Raw genomic sequence first — 23,355 nt, 5'->3', positions numbered from 1 at the left:
ATCCGGCCCAGGTGCGCTGCTCAGGCGGGCCGACCGTCTCGGTGACGGTGAGGAACGCCGGTCGCTCGCCGAACGGCGGCGCGAAGACCGCTGGTACGCCCAACTCCTCCCGCAGCTCGCGGCGCACGGTGTGCACGGGGTGCTCGCCCGGCTCGACGTGACCGCCGCTGGGCAGCCACCTGCCGGCGTTGCGATGGTCGACCAGCAGCACCGCGCCGTCGGACGGGTCGCGGAGCAGGAAGTAGGCGACCAGGTGCGGCGACGGGGTGCGCGGTTTGACCCGGCGGAAGATGTCCTCCGTACCGGCCAGCCAGACCGACGCCGCCGCGCGGTGCCGGGCCTCCTGCTCGTCGCCCGGCGCCAACGCCTCGACCAGGGCCCGGATCTCGTCGCGCATCCCGCGATGCTGCCACCCGGGTACGACGGACGCCGGCGACTAGCCTGGCCCGGTGCCGGAACTCGAACGACTCGCCACTCATCACGCCTACGTGCTGTACCGGTTCGAGCGGGAGAACCGGGCCTACTTCGCCCGCTACGTGCCCGACCGCGGCGACGACTACTTCGACCTGTTCGCCGACCGGCTCGCCGCCCTGCTGGACGAGCAGGACCGCGGCATCTGCCACTTCCACGTGCTGGTCGACGACGACGGTTTCGTGCTCGGGCGGTTCAACCTGGTCGACGTGGCCAGCGGCAGCGCCGAGCTGGGCTACCGGGTGGCCGAACGCGCCGCCGGACGCGGCCTCGCGCAGCACGGCGTACGGCGGGTCAGCGAGCTGGCCCGCGACGGGTACGGGCTGCGCCGGCTGGTCGCCGACGCGGCGCTGGCGAACCCGGCGTCCCTGGCGGTGCTCCGACGGACCGGGTTCGTGGCGGCCGGTGCGGTGGTGCTCAATGGGGAGCCGGGGCTGCGACACGTCCTCGACCTGCACCCGACTCCGGAGCAGCGTCCTCAGGTAGGCGGCACGCCCCGGAGGGATCAGCGGTGAGGGAGGTGTCGGTCGACGTCCCGTCGCCCCTGAGCGGCTGCCTCGACCACTGCGAGGTCGAGTGCGTCCGTCTGTGCTGCGGGATCGACGCCCTCTCCACCGATCCCGCTCTCGTCGCGGCCTGGGGCCGTCGGGTGGGGCCGGACGCGGTGGCCGAGGCTCGGCGTCAGCTCGCCGCGTTGGTGGAGGTCGTCCGGGACCGCTCGCACGTCGTCACGTCGACGTTCCTGAACCACCGCACGCACGACGACGCCGCGCGGGATGAGTTGCTGGACCTCCTGGCCGAGTTGGAGGCGGGATTGGCGCGCCGGCATCGGTCCTGAAACCGCGATCCGGCCCCGCGGCACGGCGATCGCCTGTCGTCACGACTGTGCCGGGAACAGCTTCCAGTGCCCCTCGGTGACGACCTCGACGCTGCCGTCGATCACGGTGATGGCTGTTGAGTCGTCGATCGCGTATGCCGGACCCGACATGCCGGCGGCCCACTTCTCGGCCTCGGCCATGGTGTTCTCCGGCAGGTCCGGGTGATCCAGGTGCGGGAAGATCGAGAAGTCGACCACGCCCAACGCCTCGTCGGTCCCGCCGGGTGGGGTCCAGGCGACGAATTCGGCCCCGACCCGGGGGGCCATCACCATGCTGCCGGCGCTCGCCCCCACCCAGACCGCATCCAGCGACGGCAGCAGTTCCGCCAGCCCGGACTGCCGCATCCAGTGGCTCAGATACAGGGCGTCCCCGCCGCCCACCAGCAGGGCGTCCGCCTCCCGGATCCAGGGCACCCAGCAATCTTCACCGACGCTGGGCAACGCGGTCAGTTCCAGCACCCCCAACGACTTCCAGCCCAACTCGCACATCGGTATGACGGATTGACCGGTGATGAAGCGCCACGCCCCGGCGGGACCGCCCATGGCGTATCCGGCGGTCGGAATGCATAGGGCGTTGGCGTCGGCGATCGGTTTGCCCAGGAGGCCGACCAGCTCGTCCTGGATGCTCGCGTTCTTGATGCCCGCGGACGTGAGAAGAATCTTCAAGATCATCCCCCGATGGATCTTCGTCAGTCCCCGGAGAATAGTCCCCTGACCGCGAGTTCGACGCCCGCTCGCCGTCCCGTGTCGACGTGCGTTTCGTCGAGACCGGCGGCCAGCCGCCTGACCTGCGGCATGCTCCTGCGGTTCAAGTGATGTTCAGGCCGGACAGTCGCATCACGCCGCGAGGATTGATCCAATCAATGCAGCCTCGGTCCTCCGTGTCGATCCCGGTGTAGTCGCCGAGATCCAGCGATGCCATCATCTCCAGCACGAATTCCTTGTCCCGCGGGACCGTGACCTTGCCGTCGCGCACCATGCCGATCAGCCGTTCGCGCCAGCCGCCGAACGAGGAATCGTTCTCCTCGGCGTACTTCGCGCCTTCGATGAGTTGGCAGAGGCAGGTGACGAAGGCGGGATTGTCGAACGACACGACCGCGAGTGCGCGGTCATTCTTCGAGAACAGGTGGCAGAACGTCTCCAGCAGACACCAGGCCCGTTCGAAGTAGAGGTCGTCTGTCGCGAACTGCACCACCTGGCAGGACGAATACAGCCGGGCGGTGTCACGTAGGCCCTTGATGAAGATGGCTTCTTCCTCGGGGGTGCGGTCCGGCTGTGGGAGGCTGCAGTAGTCGTAGAAGAAGACGCAGTCCGGGTTCGCGTGGGCAAGCGTCTGGAGGAAGTAGAGCTGCGGATAGACCAGGACACCGTTTTTGTCGACCTCGGCCGGCCACTGGTCGGGATGTTCCCGGAAGCTCCACGTGTGTGAGATGGCCAGGGTTCGGCCGGCGCTCCGTTTGAAGGTGGGATCGATCTTCTGCCAGGGGTCCAGGGGGCCGTCGCACTGCAGAAAGTAGTCGGCCGTGATGAGGTGGTCGCCGACGCTTTCGAACCAGTCGGCATTCAGCCCCGCCGGGACGGGAAGGCGGTACCGATTCACCATGGGACTGGCGTCGAGCGCGAGGCGCAACCGGCTGTAGGTGTCGTCCCACGATCCCCAGTAGTCCTTGAGCGGATCCTCATCCACCCCTCTACTCTGCCAACGGAGCACGCGTCGGCAGGTCGGCTGGATGTCCAGCCCACACGATCTGATCGACATCCATGTCGAGCCTGCGTGCCCCCAGCAGCGAGGCCGATCCGGTGACCCGTCGGCCGCCTCGGAGCCCCTGGAGACGCGGAAGCCCTGGCGGGACGTGGTCCTGACCAGGGCTTCCGTGCGTGGAGCGGGTGACGGGAATCGAACCCGCACTGTCAGCTTGGGAAGCTGATGTTCTGCCATTGAACTACACCCGCGAGCGGCACCACTGTACCTGAGGTCACCACCCCCGTGCACCCAGGTACCCCCGCCAGGCGGCCGGCCGGGTCGATCAACGGATGTTGCACGCCGGCAACATATGGCCGTTCTCAAATCTCTCGATGGGATGTAACGTCTGCCACACGTTTCCGACTCGGCGTGACACACCCCCTGGCACGCCGTCAGAAAGAGGTGGGCCCATGGGACTCCGTCCCAACCTGCTGACCCGGCGTACCGCCGGTGTCGCGACGTCGACCCTCGCGCTGCTGCTCAGCACCGCCGCCGTCGGCGTCGTCCCCGCTGCTTCGGCCTTCTCGGCCGCCCCGGCCGGCGTGTGCGCCGAGCCGGCCGACGCCCACGCCGACGCCCGTGTCGCCAAGGGCGGCCACGCCAAGCTCGACCCGAACCACCTGACCGCCAAGCAGGTTCGCGACCGCGAGGCCGACCTCGCCGCCGCGCAGCGCGAGCGGGCCAACTTCCGGACCGGCGCCGTCACCCCGCTGGCGACCGTGACCATCCCGGTCGTCGTGCACGTCATCCAGGAGAACAGCACCCGCGCCGGCGGCAACATCCCGGACTCGTTGATCACCCAGCAGATCAGCGTGCTCAACCAGGCGTACGCGGGCTCGACCGGCGGCGCTGCCACCGCGTTCAGCTTCCAGCTCTCGAAGATCAACCGGGTGACCAACCCGTCGTGGTACCCGATCGTGCAGGGCTCCTCGGCGGAGCGGTCGATGAAGACCTCGCTGCGCACGGGCGGCAAGAACACGCTGAACATGTACCTCGGTGAGCTCAGCGACGGCCTGCTGGGCTGGGCGACCTTCCCGAAGCGGACGCTTGACAAGATGGACGGCGTGGTCGTGCTCAACGAGTCGCTGCCCGGCGGCTCGGCGACCAACTACAACCAGGGCGACACCGGCACCCACGAGATCGGCCACTGGCTGAACCTCTACCACACCTTCCAGGGCGGCTGCTCGGGCTCGGGGGACAGCGTCTCCGACACCCCGGCCGAGGCCTCCCCGGCGTACGAGTGCCCGACCGGTCGGGACACCTGCTCCACGACCGGCAAGGACCCGATCACCAACTTCATGGACTACACCTACGACTCCTGCATGTACCAGTTCACCGCCGGCCAGGCGAGCCGCATGCTGACCGCGTGGAACGCCTACCGCGCGGCCTGATCGCCTCCGCACCACGTACCGGTGCCGGCCCCGTCTGCGGACGGGGCCGGCACCGTCGTCTTCCGGGCCCGGTCAGGCGGCCGGTCGGCGGGTGTCGAAGCCGTGCCGACCACGGCGGCCGTCCGGGACGAGCGCGTCACGCCGGGCCGCGGCCGGGGATGGTGACGCCGGGGTGGCGGACGCGGGTGCGACCTCTCCCGGGTCCAGCCAGAGCCGCATCTCCGGGCGGCCGGCGCCGATCTGGGTGACCGGGTCACGGCGGGTCAGCATCGCCACGTCCACGGAGAACTCGAAGAGGCGCCAGTCACCCTGCGGCGCCGCCCGGCCGACCCGGGTCAGCCGGTCCACCGTCGCCGGATCGGTCACCGGAACGGCGCGACCGGCCAGGTAAGCCTCGTCGTCGCTCTCCTCCGGCGGGAAGGAGTGCAACGCGTAACGGCCGTCGCGTTCGAGGTCGCGGCGCTTCGGCGAGTCGATGACGAAGCACCAGAGACCATCGTCGGTGATCAGCGGCGAGACCGGGTGCACCCGTGGGCCACCGTCGGCGCGGACCGTGGCGAGGTAGCCGAAGCCCGGCCCGTACTGCTGCATCAGAAGGCGGATCTCGGCCGCGAGTCGGGGTTCGTCGGCGGCGAATTCGGACCAGGAAGCCATGCCGACAGTCTATCGAACACGTGTACGAAGAAGTAGTCCGACACGCTGGTCACCACCGTCTGTCGCTAGAGTGTTCCGATGCTGCTCTCCGACCGCGACCTGGTCTCCGAGATCAAGGCGGGCACGCTCGCGCTGGAGCCCTTCGAGCCCACGCTGGTACAGCCGTCCAGCATCGACGTACGCCTGGACCGGCTGTTCCGGGTCTTCAACAACCATCTCTACACCCACATCGACCCGTCGCTGCAGCAGGACGACCTGACATCGATGGTGGAGGTTCCCGAGGGGCAGCCGTTCGTGCTGCACCCGGGGGAGTTCGTACTCGCCTCCACGCTCGAGGTGATCTCGCTGGGCGAGGAACTGGCGGGCCGCCTGGAGGGCAAGTCCTCGCTGGGGCGGCTGGGTCTGCTCACCCACTCCACGGCCGGCTTCATCGACCCGGGCTTCTCCGGCCACGTCACGCTGGAGCTGTCCAACGTGGCGAATCTGCCGATCACGCTCTGGCCGGGCATGAAGATCGGCCAGCTCTGCATCTTCCGGCTCTCGTCGCCGGCCGAGCACCCGTACGGCTCGGCCGTCTACGGCTCGCGCTACCAGGGTCAGCGCGGCCCGACGCCGAGCCGGTCGTGGCAGAGCTGGCGCACCTGGCCGACCCGCTGATTCCGAGCGTGGTTGTTAAGAGGGGCCCCCTGTTATGCGGAATGCGTTAACAGGGGGCCCCTCCTTACACCTCAGCCGGGGCGGCCGTAGCTGTTGATGTCGCCGTCGTCGACGCGCTTCATGGTGATGGGCTTGCCGGACTGGGAGGCGTGCACCACCCAACCGTCTCCGACGTACATCCCCACGTGGTGCAGGTCGCCGTAGTAGAAGACCAGGTCACCGGCACGCAGCTCGGCGCGGCTGACCCGCTTCGTCACGTCGTGCTGCTGGCGGGCGTTGTGCGGCAGCGAGACCCCGGCCTTCGCCCAGGCCGCCATGGTCAGGCCCGAGCAGTCGAAGTGGTCCGGGCCGGCCGCGCCCCACACGTAGATCTTGCCGATCTGGGCGCAGGCGAACTTGACCGCCACCCCGGCCGCGCCACCGGGGTACCCGGCGGGACAGGGAGCCGGACGCAGCGGACCGCCGCCACCGTTGCCGTACACCTTGAGCCGCAGCTTCTGGAGCTTGGCGATCTCGGCGTCGATCTGCTTCTTCTTCGCCGCGAGCTGGGCCTCGGTGCGGCTCAGGTCGGCGACCATCGCGTCCAGCGGCTTCTTCTTCGCGGCCAGCTCGTCGCGCAGCGCGGCGATGTCGCGGACCTGCTCCTGCTGGTGGTGCGCGAAGCGGTCGAGCATTTCCAGGCCGGTGACCAGCTCACTCGGCGAACGGCTGCCCAGCAGCGCGTTGACGGTGGAGAGGTTGTCGCCCTTGTACGCGTCGGCGGCGAGCCCGCCGACCTGGCCGAGCGCGGCGTCCACCCGGGCCTGGAGCGGGGCGATCTGCTTGCCGAGCGCGTCGGCCTGCTTGCGGCGCACCGCGAGCTGCCCGCGGACGGCGTTGACCTGTTCGATGACGGGTTCGAGCTTGTTCCAGTCGCGGTCGATCTGGGCCTCGATCTCGGCGACCGAGGGTTCCGCGTGCGCCGCCGTCGCGCCACCGGTCAGGACGACCGCGGCGCCGACCAGGGCGGCGAGTGTGGTGGTGAAGCGGGACCAGCGGAAACGCGGCACGGCGGCGGACCGGTCGACGGACCGGCTCGACGTCGGCCGCGGGGCATGGTGGGCCACCGGGCGTCCGTACTCCTTCTGCCTGACCGCCTACCGGGTTAGCTGACGGGTTCGGGCGGGAAGGGAAGCGCCCTACCGCAGTCGCTGCGGATTCACCCCAGGTACCTGGGTCCCCGGTTCGCCCGTGGGCGACTCGGCGGTGTCGGACCGTCACCGACCGGGTTGGACGGTGAAACATGCGGCCGACGATTGACCAGAGTAAGGATTCCCGTTATCGATCCGCAACCCGAACGGCCGTGACACTCCGTACCGGATGCGTCGCGCGAACGCGAATGAAGATTTCTTTCGCGTCGGATTACTGCCCGGAAAGGTATTGACCCTCGTGGGTGGGCGGAGTGAGGGTGGAACGCAGTGACCCCCATCCCTGTCCAGGAGGTTCGATGCACCTCTCAGCCCCGCCGTCGAGCAGACGGATCCTGCTCGCCGCCGCCGTGGCGGCGGCCACCGCGCTGGCCACCACCGGCCCGGTGAGCGCCGCGCCGCAGGCCAGCCGGCCCACCGGCGACCGCCAGCAGCAGTACGCTGCCGCGGCGGCCGAGTACGGCGTACCGCAGAACGTGCTGCTCGGTGTCTCCTACCTGGAGTCGAGGTGGGACACCCACCCGGGCCAGCCCAGCACCAGCGGCGGCTACGGCCCGATGCACCTGACCGACGCCGCGCACGTGCTGGCCACGTCGGGCAGCGCGCACGTGGACGAGGACGAGGACCCGCGCGGCGACGACGCCCGCCCGCTCCGGCTCGACCCGGCCACCGCCGCCGCGCCGACCCGGGAGACGCCGCTGCCGACCGCCTCGCTCCAGACGCTCGACGCCGCCGCCACGCTCACCGGGCTGGACGCGCAGACGCTGCGCACCGACCCGGCGGCGAACATCCGCGGTGGCGCGGCGCTGCTGGCGTCGTACCAGAAGGCACTGGGTGGGCCGGTCGGCGCCGGCAGCGACGTCGCGGCCTGGTACGGCGCGGTGGCCCGCTACTCCGGCGCGGACACGTCCGACGCGGCGGCGGCCTTCGCCGACGAGGTCTACGACCAACTCGGCCAGGGCGCGGCCCGGACCACCGACGACGGGCAACGGGTCACGCTGGCCGCCACCGCCGCGCAGCCGGACCGCGCCGGGCTGGCCCGGCTCGGCCTGCGTCACGCCGCGCGGCCGGACGGGCTGGAGTGCCCGGTGCGGCTGGCCTGCGAGTGGATTCCCGCCCCCTACGAGCAGCTCAGCGCCGACCCGGGCGACTACGGCAACCACGACCTGGGCGACCGGCCGAAGCAGCAGAAGATCGAATACATCGTCATCCACGACACCGAGGGCTACTTCGCCCCCAGCGTCGACCTGGTGAAGCGTGCCGACTACCTGGGCTGGCACTACACGCTGCGGTCGGTGGACGGCTACGTCGCCCAGCACATCAAGGCCAAGGACGTCGGCTGGCACGCCGGGAACTGGTACGTCAACGCCAAGTCGATCGGCCTGGAGCACGAAGGCTTCGCCGGGCAGGGCACCTGGTACACCGAGGCGATGTACCGCAGCTCGGCCAAGCTGGTCCGGTACCTGGCGCAGAAGTTCGGCATCCCGATGGACCGGCAGCACATCATCGGCCACGACAACGTGCCCGGCATCACCGCCGCGAACGTGGGGGGCATGCACTGGGACCCGGGCCCCTACTGGGACTGGTCGCACTACTTCGACCTGATGAAGGCCCCGTTCCGGACCACCGGCACGTCGCGTACCGGGCTGGTCACCATCGACCCGGACTTCGCCACCAACCGGCCCGCGTTCGTCGGCTGCAACCAGCAGCCGCCGGGCGTCCCGACGCCCACCCCGCCGGCCGCGCCCTGCCCGTCGCGCGGCTCGTCGGCGGTGGTGCTGCGGACCGCGCCGAGCGCGGACGCCCCGCTGGTCAACGACCTCGGGCTGCGCCCGGACGGCACGCCGGACACGATGTACATCTCCGACCACGGCGCCCGTGCCTCCGCCGGACAGACGTATGCGGTGGCCGGCCGCCAGGGCGACTGGACCGCGATCTGGTACCTCGGCCAGAAGGCGTGGTTCCACAACCCGGCCGCCGCGCCCACCGCGAAGTGGGGCACCGGCTTCGTGGTGACGCCGCGCCCCGGCAAGGCCACCGTCCCGGTGTACGGCCGCGCCTACCCGGAGCAGGCCGCCTACCCGGCGACCATCCCGTACCAGGCCATCTCCCCGCTGCAGTACACGTTCGCGGCCGGCCAGCGGTACGCGGTCGGCGGTGTGCTGCCGGGCGAGTACTACCGGGCGGTCTCCTACGACGGCTCCGCCCCCGGTGACCGCACCGTGGTCCGCGGCAAGAACCGTTACGTGCAGGTCCAGTTCGGCCACCGGATCATGTTCGTGAACCTCGACGACGTGCTGATCCTGCCGTCGCCGCTCGGCGCGCCACGCTGACGACCCACCAGACGGAGGAAGGCCCCCGGTCCTCCGGACCGGGGGCCTTCGCCGTGACGCGGGTCAGTACGGTCGGCGGTAACCCGCGACCGGCATGTACTCCACCTTGGCCACCTGGACCGGTTTGCCGGTCCGTGGCGCGTGCACCATCAGGCCGTTGCCCAGGTAGAGCCCGACATGGTGCAGGTCGCTGAAGAAGAAGACCAGGTCACCGGGGCGGGCCTCGCTCGCCGAGATCTTCCGGCCCTCGTTCCACTGCGCGCCGGTGAAGTGGGTCAGCGAGATGCCCGCCGCCTTGTACGCGTACTGGGTGAGGCCGGAGCAGTCGAACGAGTTCGGGCCGGTGGCGCCCCACACGTACGGGTCGCCGACCTGGGCGCACGCCGTCTTGATCGCGGTCCGCGCGGCGCTGCTCACCACCCCGTCGATCGAGGGGCAGCCCTCCGGGCGGATCGAGGTCACCGGCAGCATCCCGGTCAACCGCTTGATCTCGGAGTCGATCTGCTTCTTCTTCGCCGCCAGGTCGTTCTTCCGCTTGACCTCGGTAGCGATCAACGCGTCCAGCTTCTGCTTCTGCGCGTTGTACTTGTCGCGGGCCGCGAGCACGCCGGCGATCTGCCGGCGCTGGTCGTCGGCGATCCGGTCCAGCATGACGAGCTGTTCGGCCAGCGTCCCCGGCTTGGTGCTCACCAGCAGCGCGCCCATCTCCTGGGACGGGCCGCGCATGTAGTACCGGGAGGCGATGTCGCCGACCTTGTTCATCGCCAGCGTCGAGGCCAGCTCCAGCGGGACCATCTTCTTCTTCAGCTCGACCGACTTCTTCTGGTCGGCCTTGAGCTGGGCGCTGACCTTGTTGTACTGCTCGATAGTGGGTTCGAGCTGCTCCCACTGCTTGTCGATCTGCGCGTCGATCTCGTCCACCGAGGGCGCCGCGTGCGCCGGGGCCGCCAGCATCCCGGCGCCGACCGCGACGGCCGCGACCAGGGTGAGGAGACGGCGTACCACCCGGTGGACCCCGGCCGGCCGGCCGGAGGAAGCGCTCGGGACGTGACGTTGAGGGGGCATGGTTGCCACCGGCACGGACTCCTTTGCAACCGACCGGCGGGCGCCTCGCGAGAGGGAAGATCGAGGCGGACGACCCACGGCGGTCGGTGCATCACATTAGGGAAGGCACCGGGGTGGAATCAAGGCGGCCGTCTGTTCAATCACGCGTCCGCAATCGCTTGCACACCAAGGGTATTCATTCACGTGCCGACAATGGCCGTCAATACGTCGTCGAGCGTCACCACACCGAGGGGCCGTCGACCGTCGCTGACCAGCACCATGTGCCGGCGCTCCCGCCGCATGGCCAGCAGCAGATCGGCGAGCGTACGGTCCGGGGGCACCACCGCCAGCGGCCGGTAGACCTCGGCCGGCACCGGGGCCCGTCGGCTCGCGCCGGCGTACCCGAGCACGTCCTTGACGTGCACGAAGCCGAGCACCCGGCGGGTGGCCCGCTGCACCACCGGGAACCGGGACCGACCGGTGCGGGTCGCCAGCACCTCCAGCGAGGCCGGTGAGACGTCCTCCGCCACCGTGGTCACCGTCGACCACGGCTGCAAGGCGTCAGCGGCGGTACGGCTGTGCAGGGCGAGCGCACCGGTGATCCGGGCGTGCTCCTCGGCGTCCAGCAGCCCCTCGGTGCGAGCCTGGGAGACCAGGCCGGCCAGTTCCTCGGCGGTGAACACGGTCTTCACCGCGTCCGTCGCCTCCACCCGCCACCACCGCAGCACCTGCCGGGCCGACCACTTCATCGCCAGCAGCAGCGGCTTCGTGGCCAGGCAGAACGCGAGCATCGCCGGGCCGAGCCAGAGCGCCGACGGCTCCGGGCCGGCCAGCGTGATGTTCTTCGGCACCATCTCGCCGACCACTGTGTGCAGGAACACCACCACGGCCAGCGCGATCACGAACGCCACCGGGTGCACCGCCGAGGCGGGCAGCCCGACCGCGGTGAAGGGCACCTCCAGCAGGTGCGCCAACGCCGGCTCGGCGATCGCGCCCAGACCGAGCGAACAGACCGTGATGCCGAGCTGCGCGCCGGCGATCATCAGCGGGATCTGGTTCATCGCGGACAGCGCCCAGCGGGCCCGCTTCGACGTCGCCGCCAGCGGTTCGATCACCGTCCGGCGGGACGCGATCAACGCGAACTCGCTGCCCACGAAGAAGGCGTTGCCGAGCAGCAACACCAGGGCCACCAGCAGCTCAGGCACCGTCTTCGGGCTCCTCGGGACGCAACACGCGGACCTGCTCGATCCGGTGCCGGTCCACCTCCACCACGGTGAACTCGTAGCCCGCCTCGTCGACCGTCTCGCCGGCGACCGGGATGTGCCCGAGGCGGGCCATCAGGAACCCGCCCAACGTCTCGTACGGCCCCTCGGGCAGCCGGAAACCGGTCTGCTCGACCAGCTCGTCGGCGCGCAGCAGGCCGTCGACCAGGACGGTTCGTTCCCCGCCCGGCACGGTCAGCTCCGCCGGCCCGAGGTCGTCCACCGCAGCCGGATCGAACTCGTCGGCGATCTCCCCGACCAGCTCCTCGACCAGGTCCTCCACGGTCACCACGCCGTCCGTGCCTCCGTACTCGTCGACCACGATGGCCAGGTCCGCGCCGGCGTCCTTCAGCGCGGCCAGCACGCCGTCCAGGTCCAGGCTCTCCGGCACGTACACCGGTTCCCGGGCGACCGAGGCGACGGTGGTGGCGGCCCGCCGGGCCAGCGGCACCCCGAGCGCGTCGGGCACCCCGACGACACCGGTGACCAGGTCGAGCGTCTCCTCGTACACCGGGAACCGGGTGCGGCCGGTCCGCCGGGACAGATCGAGCAGCTCGGCGACGGAGGCGGTGGCGCGCAACGCGATCACGTCCACCCGGGGGGTCATCGCCTCGGCGGCCCGCTTGTCGCCGAACCGGATGGTGCGTCGCAGCAGCATCGCGGTGTCCGGTGGCAGCGCGCCGGCCCGCGCCGAGATCGCGGCCAGCAGCCCCAGCTCCTCCGGTGAACGGGCGCTGGCCAGCTCCTCCTGCGGCTCCACGCCGAGCCGGCGGACCAACCGGTTGGCGGAGTCGTTGAGCAGCCGGATCAGCCAGCCGAAGGTGCGGGAGAAGGCGCGCATCGGCGCGGCGGTGGCCAGCGCCGCCGGCATCGGCCGGGCCAGCGCGAGGTTCTTCGGCACCAGCTCACCGAAGAGCATCGAGAGCAGCGTGGCCAGCGCCAGGGCGAGCAGGCCGGAGAGGTGGTCCGCCCCGCCGAACGGGCGCAGCACCGGCGCGACGAGCCGGGCCAGGGCGGGCTCGGCCAGGTAGCCGGTGAGCAGCGCGGTGATGGTGATGCCGAGCTGCGCGCCGGAGAGCTGGAAGGACAGGTCACGCAGCGCACGGCGGACCGTGGCGGCCCGGGCGTCCCCCTCGCCGGCCCGCCTGTCGATCTCCGCCCGGTCCACCGTGACCAGGGCGAACTCGGCCGCGACGAAGAAGGCGTTGCCCGCGGTCAGCAGCACGAAGCCGACCAGGGGCAACAGCGTCAGAACGAAAAGGCCGTCGATGGGCGTGATTGTGGCACGCGGGCGGGGATGGCGCGCCACCCGTAGCGTGGCGGATATGCACGGTCTGCTGCTCACCGACGAACTGGTCCTGCTCGCCTACGACGATGCCGGCGCGAACCGGCTCGGCCGCCCGCACCTCGACTACGGCCTCGCCGGCGCGGTGCTGCTGGAGCTGGCGCTGGCCCGCCGGGTGGAGGTCACGGACAAGCGACTGGTGGTGGCCGATCCGACCCCGACCGGCGTACCGCTGCTCGACGAGGCGCTGGCCACCGTCGGGGACGGGCGGCCCCGCACGCCGAAGGACTGGATCGGCAAGCTGGCCAAAGGGCTGCCGGACCGGGTGCTCGACGGGCTGGTCGACGCCGGGGTGCTGCGTCGGGAGTCCGACCGGGTGCTGCTGGTCTTTCCGCGTACCCGCTATCCCTCGCCGACCGGCGCGGAGCCGGCGGCGGAGACCGCGGCCCGGCAGCGGATGGTGGACGCGCTGGTCGGCGACGGCCCGGTCGACGCGCGGACCGCGGCGCTGCTCACCCTGACCGGCGCGGTCGGTCTGGACCGGAAGCTCTTCCGCGAGCTGCCGAAGGAGCGGGTCAAGGCCCGGCTGGCCGAGATCGCCGCCGGGGACTGGGCCTCCGCCGCGACGAAGAAGGCGATCGAGGAGATGCAGGCGGCGGTGATGATCGCGACCACCACCACGGCCGCCATCGCGGTCACCACAGCGAGCTGAGACGACGGCGGCGGCACCGCCCGGGTGCCGCCGCCGTCGTGGTCCGGCTCGTGCCGGGGTACGCCTCAGCCGGCCGCCGGCGCGGTCTCCTTCTCGCCGGCCGGCGCTTCCGGCTTGACCGAGCGCAGCAGCACGCTCGCCACGTCGACCACCTCGACGTCCTCGCCGGCGCCCTTGCCGTTCACCCCGTCGTTGAGCATCGTCGAGCAGAACGGGCAGCCGACCGCGATGGTCTTCGCGCCGGTGGACATGGCCTCCTCGACCCGGTCCACGTTGATCCGCTTGCCGATCTTCTCCTCCATCCACATCCGGGCGCCACCGGCGCCGCAGCAGAAGGAGCGCTCGCTGTTGCGCGGCATCTCGGTCAGCTCGCCCTGCATCGAGTCGCCGAGCACCTCGCGGGGCGCGGCGAAGATCCGGTTGTGCCGGCCGAGGTAGCAGGGGTCGTGGTAGGTGACGCCACCGTCGACCGGCTGCACCGGCGTGAGCTTGCCGGCGCTGACCAGGTGGGCCAGCAGCTGGGTGTGGTGCACCACCTCGAACTCGCCGCCGAGCTGGCCGTACTCGTTGCCGAGCGTGTTGAAGCAGTGCGGGCAGGTGGCGACGATCTTCCGCTTGCTCTTCTCCCGGCCGTCGAACGCCTCGTTCAGCGTCTCCACGTTCTGCTGGGCGAGCATCTGGAACACGAACTCGTTGCCGATCCGGCGGGCCGGGTCACCGGAGCAGGTCTCGCCCTCACCGAGGATGGCGAAGCTGACGCCGGCCTCGTTCAGCAGCGTGGCGACCGCCCGGGTGGTCTTCTTGGCCCGGTCCTCGAACGCGCCGGCGCAGCCGACCCAGAAGAGGTACTCGAAGTCGTCGACCTCGCCGACCCGGGGCACCTCGAAGTCGAGCCCCTTGGTCCAGTCCTCGCGGGTGTTCTGCGGCGCGCCCCACGGGTTGCCCTTGTTCTCCAGGTTGCGCAGCATCACGCCGGCCTCGGACGGGAAGCTCGACTCGATCAGCACCTGGTAGCGGCGCATGTCGACGATGTGGTCGACGTGCTCGATGTCCACCGGGCACTGCTCGACGCAGGCGCCGCAGGTGGTGCAGGACCAGAGCACGTCCGGGTCGATGACGCCGCCTTCCTCGGCGGTGCCGATCAGCGGCCGGTCGGCCTCGGCCAAGGCCAGCACGTCCATGTGGGCGAGCTGCGCCTCGGTGGCCTTCTCCTCGCCGGTCAGGTCCTTGCCGCCGCCGGCCAGCAGGTAGGGCGCCTTGGCGTACGCGTGGTCGCGCAGGCTCAGCACCAGCAGCTTCGGCGACAGCGGCTTGCCGGTGTTCCAGGCCGGGCACTGCGACTGGCAGCGGCCGCACTCGGTGCAGGTGCTGAAGTCGAGCAGGCCCTTCCAGGTGAACTGCTCGACCTGGGCCACACCGAACTGGTCCTTCTCCGGGTCGGCCTCCTCGAAGTCGAGCGGCTTGCCCTCGCTCGTCATCGGCCGCAGCGGGCCCAGGCCGGAGCCGGCCGCCTTCTGCGGATCGCGCTTGAAGAAGATGTTGGGGAAGGCCAGGAAGCGGTGCCAGGCGACACCCATGGTGACGTTCAGCGAGATCACGATGAGCCAGGTCATCGAGATGACGATCTTGATGAGGGCGGCCACGCTGACGCCGGCCTCCCAGTCGGGGAGCACCGAACCGACCGCGTGGCTGAGCGGGGTGGCCCAGACCGGGTACTCGAAGTGGTCGGTGGCGACCTTGAAGCCTCGGATGACGAAGCCGAAGATCAGGACCAGCAGCACGACCCACTCGACGAAGTAGCCCTGCCACATCGTCGAGCCGGTGAAGCGGGAGCGGTTCTCCGGCCGGTTGGGCCGGTTGCGCAGCCGGATCGCCATCAGCACCAGGATGCCGACCAGACCGAGGATGCCGATCCACTCGGTGACCAGCCCGAAGACGGTCCAGTGCCCGACGATCGGCAGCCCGCCGCCGGTCGAGACCACCTCGAAGTAGGCCTCCAGCACCAGCAGCGACAGCACGATGAAGCCGACCATCACGAACCAGTGGGCGGCCCCGACCACACTCCACTTGAGCATGCGGGTGTGGCCGGCGGTCTCCACCAGCATCTTGGTGGTGCGCGCGCCCTTGTCGGCGAACCGCTCGGGCGCGGGCTGCCCGAGCCGGATGACGGCCGTCATCTTCATGACCGCGCGTACCGCAAGCCACACCGCCACCGCGGTGATGGCGGCCGCGAGGATCGTGGTGACGATCTGGACGCTGCCCATCGAGTTGGCCTCCCGGTCTGCTGCTTGTCAGTGCAGCCTACGCGGAAGGTTACTCAGCAGTAACGTGAGTCTTCTCGCATCGGCCACGCCGCCCTGCGGACACCTTAGGTGGGCCGGCGCCCAGGCGCCGGGCAGGGGCGGCGTGGCGTGACGTGTGCGAGGTGAAAACCAGCCGGTCAGCGCCAGCGGGAGAGCAGGATCAGCGAGGAGACCATCGCGCCGAAGCCCACCGCGAGGTTCCAGTAGTTCCACGAGGCGACCGGATACGCCTGCTCGGAAAGGTAGTAGACCACCAGCCAGGCGATGCCCACCACGATCAGCGCGACGGCGGTGACAGGCAGCCAGATCGGGCTAGGCTTGCGCGTCGACGCCGTCGCCGTCGGACGGACGTCCGTCGGCGGGGTGTACACCTTCTTCTTGCGGACCTGAGACTTGGGCACGACGCTCTCCAGAGGGGGGTACGACCTCGTCCGGCCTGACAACCGGGCGCGGGGGCGACGGTCCATGGCCAATAATGTGTCGACAGCTAGCGTAGTCCCGACGGACCGTCCAGGCCACGAATGGGGTCGGGCCGGTGCACGGAGTTACCGAAAAGAGCGGACTTTTCGGGTCGAGCAGGTCGGTTCGCATCGGCGCGGGCCGGAACGAGACGACGGGAAAGGGAACGCCCGGTGGAGTACACGTCCGGCGCCGCCTCCTGGCAGAAGGTCCTTCGCCGCGCGGTCGCCGGTCTGCTGCCCCGGCGGGCACGCCAGCGCCGCCCCGGCTGGTCGATCGGCGTACCGCTGATCGCCGCCGCGGCCGGGCTGCTGTTCACCACCACCGCGACCACCGCCGGCGGCACCCCGCTGCGCGAGGACCGGCGGCCCCAGCTCACCCAGCTCATCGAGGACCGCCGCGAGCAGGTCGCGGCCAGCGAGGCGAAGGCCGCGCGGCTGCGCGACGAGGTCGAGGAGCAGACCGAGGCGCTGGCCGGCACCGACGGGCCGGTGAAGACGCAGCGGGACCGGGCCGCCGCGATCCGGCAGGCCGCCGGGTTCACCGCGCTCACCGGCAGCGGCATCACGATCGAGCTGAACGACGCCGACTGGGGCCCCGGCCAGCCGCTGCCCAAGGGCGCGAGCAACGACGACCTGGTCGTGCACCAGGGCGACGTGCAGGCGGTGGTGAACGCGCTGTGGGCCGGAGGCGCGGAGGCCATGTCAATCATGAACGTCCGCGTGCTCAGCACCAGCGCGGTACGCTGCGTCGGTAACACCCTGCTGCTGCACGGCCGGGTTTACTCCCCTCCTTTCAAGATCGTGGCCATCGGTGACCCCGCCCAGTTCCAGCGGGCGCTCGCCGCGTCCGAGGGAGTCCGGGTGTTCAAGGAAGTGGCCGACCACTACCAACTCGGCTACAGCGAGCAGACCTCCACCGTGACGGTGCCGGCGTTCGAGGACTCCACCGCGCTGCAATCGGCGACGGTGCCCCGGTGACCGGCGACGAACCCCGGGAACGCGACGACCGCCGTCGCGCCGGATCGGAGGAGCCGACCGCGTTCCTCCGGAAGGTCGAGCGCCCCGCGCCCGCCCCGGCCCGGGTCGACCTGCCGTGGCCGGACGACGGCCCGGCCCACTCCGCCCCGGCACGGCGCGGCCCCACCGCCCGCCCGGTCACCCCGCCGGCCGCCCGCTCCGCCGACCCACCGCCGGCCTGGCCGGGCAATGCGGCCCGCCCGCCCGCCGCTGCCTCGCGCGCCGAGGCGTACCCGCCGTCCCGCCGACCCGGCCGGCCCGCCGCCGCCCCCGAGGGGCGGTCGCCGGAAGGCCGCAACGGGCTCGGCGCCCCACCGCCCGGCGGTACGCCGGCCGGCCGAACCGCGGAGAGGCCCGGCGTCGACAGCCGGCGGTACGCCGGTCCGACGGCTCCCACCGACCCCCGGCGGTTCGACCCGCCGGGTCGGGGAGCGCACTCCCGCCCGTCCGCCGAGGCTCCCTACGGCCGCCGCGCCGGCCTGGACCCCTCCGACGCCCCGGCCGGCCGTCCCGGCGGGATGCCCGGTGCCGGCAGAGCGTCCGGTGCGGGCGTGCGACCGGCCGCGCCGGGTGACGAGCCGACCGACTTCATCCCGCCGGTGGCCGGCCGGCCCGAGCGGCGCTCCACCGCAACCCAGCAGCACACCGGCGCACCCGAGCGGCACCCCGGCAGACCCGAGCGACACGTCAGTGGTCCCGAGCGGCACGCCGCCGGACCCGAACGGCACCCCGGCGGACCGGAGCGGCACGCTGCCGGACCCGAACGGCACGGCGTACCCCGGTCGGGTGGCCCGACCGGTCGCGGCCCGGACCCGGCCCCGCCGGCCGACCCCGGCGCGACAGCGGTGCTGCCCGCCGTCACCCGCCGACCGGCCGACCCCCGGTCGGACGCCACCGGCCTGATGGGCGCGGTGCCCCCGGCGCCGGACCCCGGCGGCGACGACGGCGAGCCGCCCGCCGAGCCGCCACGGCCCCGGCGCGGCGAGCGGGTGGTGCAGCTCCGACCGGAACAGACCGGCGAGGGATACCGAAGCGTCTACTCCGAGCTGACGCGGCCCACCACCGGCTCCCGGCTGCGCACGGCGGTCCGTGGCGCGGGCGAACTGCTGATCACCTTCGGCCTGGTGGTGCTCCTCTTCGCCGGCTACGAGATCTGGGGCAAGTCGGTCATCGTCGACGCCCACCAGAACGACCTGACCGGTCAGCTCGCCCAGGAGTGGGCGGCGGACCCGACGGTCGGCCCGACCCCCGGCCCGAGCACGAAACCGAAACCGCCGGCCGAGGGCAAGCCGGTCGCCGGCCTCTACATCCCGAAGCTCGACAAGCACTGGGTGGTGGTCGAGGGCGTCACGCCGGACGACATCCGGTACGCCCCGGGCCACTACCCGGACAGCGCCATGCCCGGCGAGGTGGGCAACTTCTCCGTCGCCGGGCACCGCATCCGGTCCACGTTCTGGCGGCTGGACGAGCTGTCCTCCGGCGACGCCATCGTGGTCGAGACCAAGGGCGAGTGGCTGGTCTACCGGGTCTACCAGCAGCGCATCGTCAAGCCGTCCCAGGTCGAGGTGGTCGCGCCGGTGCCGGGCAAGCCGGGCGGCCGGGCCACCGAGAAGCTGCTCACGCTGACCACCTGCAACCCCAAGTTCGACAACTACCAGCGGCTGATCATCCACGCCCGATTCGACCGGGCCCAGGCCAAGTCGACGGGCCGACCGGCCGAGCTGGAGGGCTGAACCGTGTACGCGTGGATCTGGCGGAAGCTGCCCCTGGGCCTGCCCGGCAAGCTGGTCGGGTCGGTGCTGCTGGCCACCGCCACCGTGGCCCTGCTCTGGTTCGTGGTCTTCCCGTGGGCCGAGCCGCTGCTGCCCTTCGACGACGTGCAGGTCACGCAGGACTCCGGCGTGCCCGGTGACGCCCCCGGCGGCGGCCTCACCGACCCGAGCGGGCAGCCCGACCAGGACGAGGAACTCCCCTACAGCACCGAGACGAACAACGCCCCGCCCACCGCCCCGGGCGGGTGACCCCGATGCGCGTCCTGGTGATCGACAACCACGACTCGTTCGTCTTCAACCTCGTGCAGTATCTCGGCCAGCTCGGCGCGGACTGCGAGGTCCGCCGCAACGACGAGATCGACGTCGCCGAGGTGGGCCGGGTCGGGGCGGTCGGCGTCCTGCTGTCGCCCGGTCCGGGCCGCCCGGACCGCGCCGGCATCTGCCTGGACGTGATCCGCGAGTACGCCGACCGGCTTCCCATCCTCGGCGTCTGCCTCGGCCACCAGGCCATCGGCGCGGCGTTCGGCGCGACCGTGACCCGCGCGCCGGAGCTGCTGCACGGCAAGACCTCCGAGGTGCGCCACCGCGGCGACGGCGTGCTCGCCGGCCTGCCCGACCCGTTCACCGCCACCCGCTACCACTCGCTCGCCGTGCTGCCCGAGACGCTCCCCGACGAGCTGGAGGTCACCGGCTGGACCGCCTCCGGCGTGGTGATGGCGATGCGGCACCGCACGCTCCCGGTCGAGGGCGTCCAGTTCCACCCCGAGTCGGTGCTGACCGAGGGCGGTCACCTCATGCTGGCGAACTGGCTGGCCGCCTGCGGCCATCCGGAGGCGCGGGAGCGGGCCCCGGAGCTGGCCGCCGAGGTCGACGCACGACGCCGGGCCGCGTTCGCCACCGCCTGACCCTCCGGACACGTCACGTGGCGGCGCCCCCGTGGGGCACCGCCACGTCCGTGGTCTCCGCCGCCGGGGCCGCGCCCCGGAGCACAGGTCAGCGTTCGCGCGTCGGTGGGATCGACGGGATCGGGAAGCCGCCACCGCCACCGGCACCCGGGGTGCTCGGCGACGCGGTCGGTGTCGGGCTCGGCGACGGGCTCTCGCTCTGCTCCTCGATCGGCACGTCGACCGCGATGGTCACGGTCTCGCCCTTGGCCAGCTTCTTGCCGGGGGACGGGGACTGGCTGCTCACCTTGCCCGCCTGGGCCGGATCGACCTCTTTGCCGTCCCGGACCTCGACGTCGTAGCCGGCGTCCTCCAACCGCTTCTTCGCCTGGTCCTCGGTGTAGCCACGAACGTCCGGCACCTCGTTGAGGTTGCCCTTGGACACTTCGAGCGTCACCTTGGTGTTCGGGGGCACGGTGCTGCCCTCCTTGGGCGTCACCTTGGTGACCTGGTCCTGCGGGGCACCGCTGGTGACTTCCTTGCGTTCGACGGTCAGCCCCAGGCCCTCCAGTTGGCCCTTCACGCTGGTGTAGGTGCCACCCACCAGGCTCTGCGGGATGGTGACGTCGTCCGGGCCGGCGCAGACCTGCACCGTGACCGGGGTGTTCTTGTCCACCCGGAGGCCCGGCCCGGGGTTCTGCCCCACCACAGTGCCCTTCTTGCAATCGGCGTTCTTCACCGGCGTGCCGGGGACGAACCGCAACCCGGCCTGGGTGAGCGCGGCCTGCGCGTCGGCCTGGGTCCGATCACCCAACTGCGGGACGGAGACCTTCTCGTTGCCGGCCTGGTTGAGCCAGAGCGCGGTGCCCAGCGCGATCACCGCGAGCACGCCGAGCGCGGCGAACGTGGCGATGACCCAGGAGGAACTCCGGCGCTTGCGCGGATCCCCGACCCGGGCCGGCGGCTGCTGGCGGGTCTGCGGGCCCATCATCTGGGTCTGCTGCGCCGCCTGGTAGCCGCCCGCGGCGGCCGCCATCGGCATGGTCTCCTCGGCCGGCATCACCGGGGTGGCCAGCACCGGCCGGCCGGCCGCGGCGCGGAGCAGGTCCGCCCGCATCTCACCGGCGCTCTGGTAGCGGTTGAGCGGGTTCTTGGAGAGCGCCTTGAGCACGATGGCGTCGACCGCGGGATTGACGTCCGGGTTGATCGTGCTCGGCGTCGGCGGCTGCTCGCGTACGTGCTGGTAGGCGACGCTGACCGGGCTGTCCCCGACGAACGGCGGATGCCCGCAGAGCAGCTCGAACAGCACGCAGCCGGCCGCGTAGACGTCGGAGCGGGCGTCGACCGCCTCGCCGCGCGCCTGCTCCGGGGAGAGATATTGCGCGGTGCCGATGACCGCGCTGGTCTGCGTCATCGTGGTGGCGCCGCTGGCCAGCGCGCGGGCGATGCCGAAGTCCATCACCTTGACCTGGCCGGTCTGGGTGAGCATCACGTTGCCGGGCTTGATGTCCCGGTGGATGATGCCGTGCCGGTGGCTGAACTCCAACGCCGCACACATGTCGGCGCAGATCTCCAGCGCCCGGCGCGGCTGGAGCCGCCCCTCGACGCCGAGGACCTCCTTCAGGGTCCGCCCGTTGACGAACTCCATCACGATGAACGGCAGCGTCTCGCCGGTCGGGGCGGTCTCCTCGCCGGTGTCGTAGACGGCGACGATGGCCGGGTGGTTGAGCGAGGCGGCGTTCTGGGCCTCCCGGCGGAACCGCATCTGGAACGTCGCGTCGCGGGCCAGGTCGGCACGAAGCATCTTGATCGCGACGTCCCGCCCGAGCCGGAGATCGCGACCGCGGTGCACCTCCGCCATGCCGCCGTAGCCCAGCAGCTCGCCGACCTGGTACCTGCCACCGAGCAGGCGGGCCTGCGCTGTCATCGCGTCTCTCGTCCTTCGCTCGTCGTCGTACCGCCGCCGGCCGGCTGGAGGCGTACCTCACGACGGTACGACGTGCGGACCGGATAGTCGCCCCCGTACGCGCGCACCGCGCCGGAGGTCACGCTCACACTCGCCGGACCGGGGGCGGCCGAACCGTACTTCCGGTACCAGAACGAGATCACGCCCGAGCAGAGGATGACCAGCACCGCCACCAGAATCGCGGTCGTCCAGAGCCCGGACCGGGAGCGGCGGGGCGCCGGCCGGGGCGCGACGGGCGGACGAGCGTACCCCAGCGGGTTGTGCGGGGGTCGTGGGTGCGGGACGGGTGCCGCGCCGCGCGGACCCACCGGCGGGCGGGCCTGCGGAGCCGGGTGCGCGACGATGGTCGGGCGCGGCGCCGCCGGTGGGCGGGCCGGCGTCACCGGGGGGCGGGGCGGCGTCACCGGGGGGCGGGGCTGCGGGCGGGGCGCGGCGTTCGGCACCTGCGCCCGCGCGACCGGTGCGGCCGGCGAGGCCGGTACGCCGGAGATCGGCCGCCCGCCGCGCGCCTGCTGGGAGAGTGTCTGCTTGGCCTGCCGGGCGACCCCGGCCAACGCGGCGGCACTCGACCAGCGGGCCGTCGGGTCCTTCGCCATGGCCCGCTCGACGATCGCCCGCACCTGCGGCGGGATGTCGGCGGGGAGCGCGCGGGGCGTGTCCCGCACGTGCTTCATGGCGATCTCGAGCGGGTTGTCGCCCTCGAACGGCCGCCGGCCGGCCAGGCACTGGTACGCGACCACGCCGAGCGCGTACACGTCGGAGGCAGGGGTGGCGACCGCGCCGGTGGCCTGCTCGGGCGAGATGTAGGAGGCGGTGCCGAGCACCGAGCCGGCGGCGGTGAGCTGGCCGACCAGCTCCGACCGGGCGATGCCGAAGTCGGTGAGCACCAGCGTGCCGTTCGGCCGGACCAGCAGGTTGCCCGGCTTCACGTCGCGGTGCACGATGCCCTTCTCGTGTGCGGCATGCAACGCGTCGGCGGCCTGGGCCAGCAACGCCATGGTGCGGGCCGGGGTGAGCCGGCCGACCCGGCCGAGCGTGGCGGAGAGCGCGTCGCCCTCCACGTATTCCATGACCAGGAACGCGATGTGCTGGTCGCTGCCGAAGTCGTAGACGTCGACCACGCCGGGGTGGTTGATGGTGGCCATGGTCCGCGCCTCGCCCCGGAACCGCTCGGCGAAGCCCGGCTCGTCGAGCAACGCGGGCAGCAGGCTCTTGACCGCGACCGTCCGGCCCAGCACCTGGTCGGTGCCGCGCCAGACGTCACCCATGCCACCGCTGGCGATCCGCTCGTCGAGACGGTAGCGGTTGCCGAGCTGCACCCCCGGGCTCAGCACG

The 23,355-nt window shown here is 71.6% G+C and carries 21 protein-coding genes, 1 tRNA gene, 1 pseudogene and 1 riboswitch; of the genes and pseudogenes, 10 read left to right on the top strand and 13 right to left on the bottom strand.

Going from position 1 to position 23,355, the window contains the following annotated elements; genetic code table 11:
• Nucleotides 1–58 precede the first annotated feature (58 nt).
• Nucleotides 59–397, bottom strand: a pseudogene (locus C8054_RS19305) (NUDIX domain-containing protein); the annotation flags it as partial.
• 52 nt (nt 398–449) lie between these two features.
• On the opposite strand from C8054_RS19305, the gene C8054_RS19300 reads away from it, so the two are divergent.
• Both C8054_RS19300 and C8054_RS19295 read left to right on the top strand, forming a co-directional pair.
• The gene (locus C8054_RS19300) at nt 450–986 is read left to right on the top strand and encodes a GNAT family N-acetyltransferase (protein WP_107158202.1); all 537 of its coding nucleotides are present in this window, start codon (nt 450–452) and stop codon (nt 984–986) included.
• Entirely contained in the window at nt 983–1,309 is a 327-nt protein-coding gene (locus C8054_RS19295; RefSeq protein WP_107158201.1) for a DUF6331 family protein, read from the top strand. The genes C8054_RS19300 and C8054_RS19295 overlap by 4 nt, the downstream gene beginning before the upstream one ends.
• 39 nt (nt 1,310–1,348) lie before the next feature.
• On the opposite strand, the gene C8054_RS19290 is transcribed toward C8054_RS19295, so the two are convergent.
• The 3 genes from C8054_RS19290 to C8054_RS19280 all read right to left on the bottom strand — a co-directional run bounded on the left by C8054_RS19290 (nt 1,349) and on the right by C8054_RS19280 (nt 3,301).
• Entirely contained in the window at nt 1,349–2,014 is a 666-nt protein-coding gene (locus tag C8054_RS19290) for a Type 1 glutamine amidotransferase-like domain-containing protein (protein WP_107158244.1), read from the bottom strand.
• 142 nt (nt 2,015–2,156) lie between these two features.
• A complete protein-coding gene (locus C8054_RS19285; protein ID WP_107158200.1) occupies nt 2,157–3,035 on the bottom strand; it encodes a hypothetical protein in 879 nt (292 codons plus the stop codon).
• 192 nt (nt 3,036–3,227) lie between these two features.
• Nucleotides 3,228–3,301 (bottom strand) — tRNA-Gly (locus C8054_RS19280).
• A gap of 201 nt (nt 3,302–3,502) precedes the next feature.
• On the opposite strand from C8054_RS19280, the gene C8054_RS19275 reads away from it, so the two are divergent.
• Nucleotides 3,503–4,483 (top strand): zinc metalloprotease, encoded by a 981-nt coding sequence (locus C8054_RS19275; protein ID WP_107158199.1) that lies wholly within the window; start codon nt 3,503–3,505, stop codon nt 4,481–4,483.
• Nucleotides 4,484–4,555: 72 nt separating this feature from the next.
• Here the strand turns inward: C8054_RS19275 and C8054_RS19270 are convergent, their stop codons facing one another.
• The gene (locus tag C8054_RS19270) at nt 4,556–5,137 is read right to left on the bottom strand and encodes a pyridoxamine 5'-phosphate oxidase family protein (protein WP_107158198.1); all 582 of its coding nucleotides are present in this window, start codon (nt 5,135–5,137) and stop codon (nt 4,556–4,558) included.
• 78 nt (nt 5,138–5,215) lie between these two features.
• Between C8054_RS19270 and dcd the strand changes: the two genes are divergently transcribed.
• Nucleotides 5,216–5,794, top strand: coding sequence for a dCTP deaminase (gene dcd, locus C8054_RS19265; protein WP_107158197.1), 579 nt, complete (start codon nt 5,216–5,218; stop codon nt 5,792–5,794).
• A 71-nt stretch (nt 5,795–5,865) separates the two neighbouring features.
• On the opposite strand, the gene C8054_RS19260 is transcribed toward dcd, so the two are convergent.
• Nucleotides 5,866–6,900: an NlpC/P60 family protein gene (locus C8054_RS19260; RefSeq protein WP_107158196.1), complete on the bottom strand. Its 1,035-nt coding sequence runs from the start codon at nt 6,898–6,900 to the stop codon at nt 5,866–5,868.
• 13 nt (nt 6,901–6,913) lie between these two features.
• A riboswitch (cyclic di-AMP (ydaO/yuaA leader) is annotated at nt 6,914–7,049 on the bottom strand.
• Between the two features lie 231 nt (nt 7,050–7,280).
• Here C8054_RS19260 and C8054_RS19255 point away from each other — a divergent pair.
• A complete protein-coding gene (locus C8054_RS19255) occupies nt 7,281–9,314 on the top strand; it encodes an N-acetylmuramoyl-L-alanine amidase (protein WP_107158195.1) in 2,034 nt (677 codons plus the stop codon).
• A 63-nt stretch (nt 9,315–9,377) separates the two neighbouring features.
• Here the strand turns inward: C8054_RS19255 and C8054_RS19250 are convergent, their stop codons facing one another.
• The 3 genes from C8054_RS19250 to C8054_RS19240 all read right to left on the bottom strand — a co-directional run bounded on the left by C8054_RS19250 (nt 9,378) and on the right by C8054_RS19240 (nt 12,863).
• A complete protein-coding gene (locus tag C8054_RS19250; RefSeq protein WP_199199843.1) occupies nt 9,378–10,379 on the bottom strand; it encodes an NlpC/P60 family protein in 1,002 nt (333 codons plus the stop codon).
• A 179-nt stretch (nt 10,380–10,558) separates the two neighbouring features.
• The gene (locus C8054_RS19245) at nt 10,559–11,563 is read right to left on the bottom strand and encodes a hemolysin family protein (protein WP_107158194.1); all 1,005 of its coding nucleotides are present in this window, start codon (nt 11,561–11,563) and stop codon (nt 10,559–10,561) included.
• Nucleotides 11,556–12,863, bottom strand: coding sequence for a hemolysin family protein (locus C8054_RS19240; RefSeq protein ID WP_107158193.1), 1,308 nt, complete (start codon nt 12,861–12,863; stop codon nt 11,556–11,558). Before C8054_RS19240 ends, C8054_RS19245 begins: the two co-directional genes overlap by 8 nt.
• Nucleotides 12,864–12,945: 82 nt before the next feature.
• On the opposite strand from C8054_RS19240, the gene C8054_RS19235 reads away from it, so the two are divergent.
• A complete protein-coding gene (locus tag C8054_RS19235) occupies nt 12,946–13,617 on the top strand; it encodes a GPP34 family phosphoprotein (RefSeq protein ID WP_233219723.1) in 672 nt (223 codons plus the stop codon).
• Nucleotides 13,618–13,682: 65 nt separating this feature from the next.
• On the opposite strand, the gene C8054_RS19230 is transcribed toward C8054_RS19235, so the two are convergent.
• Both C8054_RS19230 and C8054_RS19225 read right to left on the bottom strand, forming a co-directional pair.
• Nucleotides 13,683–15,881: a (Fe-S)-binding protein gene (locus tag C8054_RS19230; protein WP_107158191.1), complete on the bottom strand. Its 2,199-nt coding sequence runs from the start codon at nt 15,879–15,881 to the stop codon at nt 13,683–13,685.
• Between the two features lie 176 nt (nt 15,882–16,057).
• Nucleotides 16,058–16,321, bottom strand: coding sequence for a cell division protein CrgA (locus C8054_RS19225; protein WP_107158190.1), 264 nt, complete (start codon nt 16,319–16,321; stop codon nt 16,058–16,060).
• A 231-nt stretch (nt 16,322–16,552) separates the two neighbouring features.
• Here C8054_RS19225 and C8054_RS19220 point away from each other — a divergent pair, with 231 nt between their 5' ends.
• Genes C8054_RS19220 through C8054_RS19205 form a run of 4 tightly spaced genes read left to right on the top strand, consistent with a single transcriptional unit; the run spans nt 16,553 to nt 20,075 of the window.
• A complete protein-coding gene (locus tag C8054_RS19220) occupies nt 16,553–17,359 on the top strand; it encodes a DUF881 domain-containing protein (protein ID WP_107158189.1) in 807 nt (268 codons plus the stop codon).
• A complete protein-coding gene (locus tag C8054_RS32825) occupies nt 17,356–19,131 on the top strand; it encodes a class E sortase (protein ID WP_233219722.1) in 1,776 nt (591 codons plus the stop codon). The genes C8054_RS19220 and C8054_RS32825 overlap by 4 nt, the downstream gene beginning before the upstream one ends.
• A 3-nt stretch (nt 19,132–19,134) precedes the next feature.
• A complete protein-coding gene (locus C8054_RS19210; RefSeq protein WP_107158188.1) occupies nt 19,135–19,419 on the top strand; it encodes a hypothetical protein in 285 nt (94 codons plus the stop codon).
• Between the two features lie 5 nt (nt 19,420–19,424).
• The gene (locus C8054_RS19205; RefSeq protein ID WP_107158241.1) at nt 19,425–20,075 is read left to right on the top strand and encodes an aminodeoxychorismate/anthranilate synthase component II; all 651 of its coding nucleotides are present in this window, start codon (nt 19,425–19,427) and stop codon (nt 20,073–20,075) included.
• Between the two features lie 88 nt (nt 20,076–20,163).
• Here C8054_RS19205 and pknB read toward each other — a convergent pair whose 3' ends face one another.
• Both pknB and C8054_RS19195 read right to left on the bottom strand, forming a co-directional pair.
• Complete coding sequence (gene pknB / locus C8054_RS19200) at nt 20,164–21,981, bottom strand: Stk1 family PASTA domain-containing Ser/Thr kinase (RefSeq protein WP_107158187.1); 1,818 nt, start codon at nt 21,979–21,981, stop codon at nt 20,164–20,166.
• A complete protein-coding gene (locus C8054_RS19195; RefSeq protein WP_107158186.1) occupies nt 21,978–23,354 on the bottom strand; it encodes a serine/threonine-protein kinase in 1,377 nt (458 codons plus the stop codon). Before C8054_RS19195 ends, pknB begins: the two co-directional genes overlap by 4 nt.
• Nucleotide 23,355 lies beyond the last annotated feature (1 nt).

The sequence above is a fragment of the Micromonospora sp. RP3T genome (assembly GCF_003027925.1).
Taxonomy (GTDB): domain Bacteria; phylum Actinomycetota; class Actinomycetes; order Mycobacteriales; family Micromonosporaceae; genus Micromonospora.
This window is presented reverse-complemented; position numbering and strand designations above follow the sequence as displayed.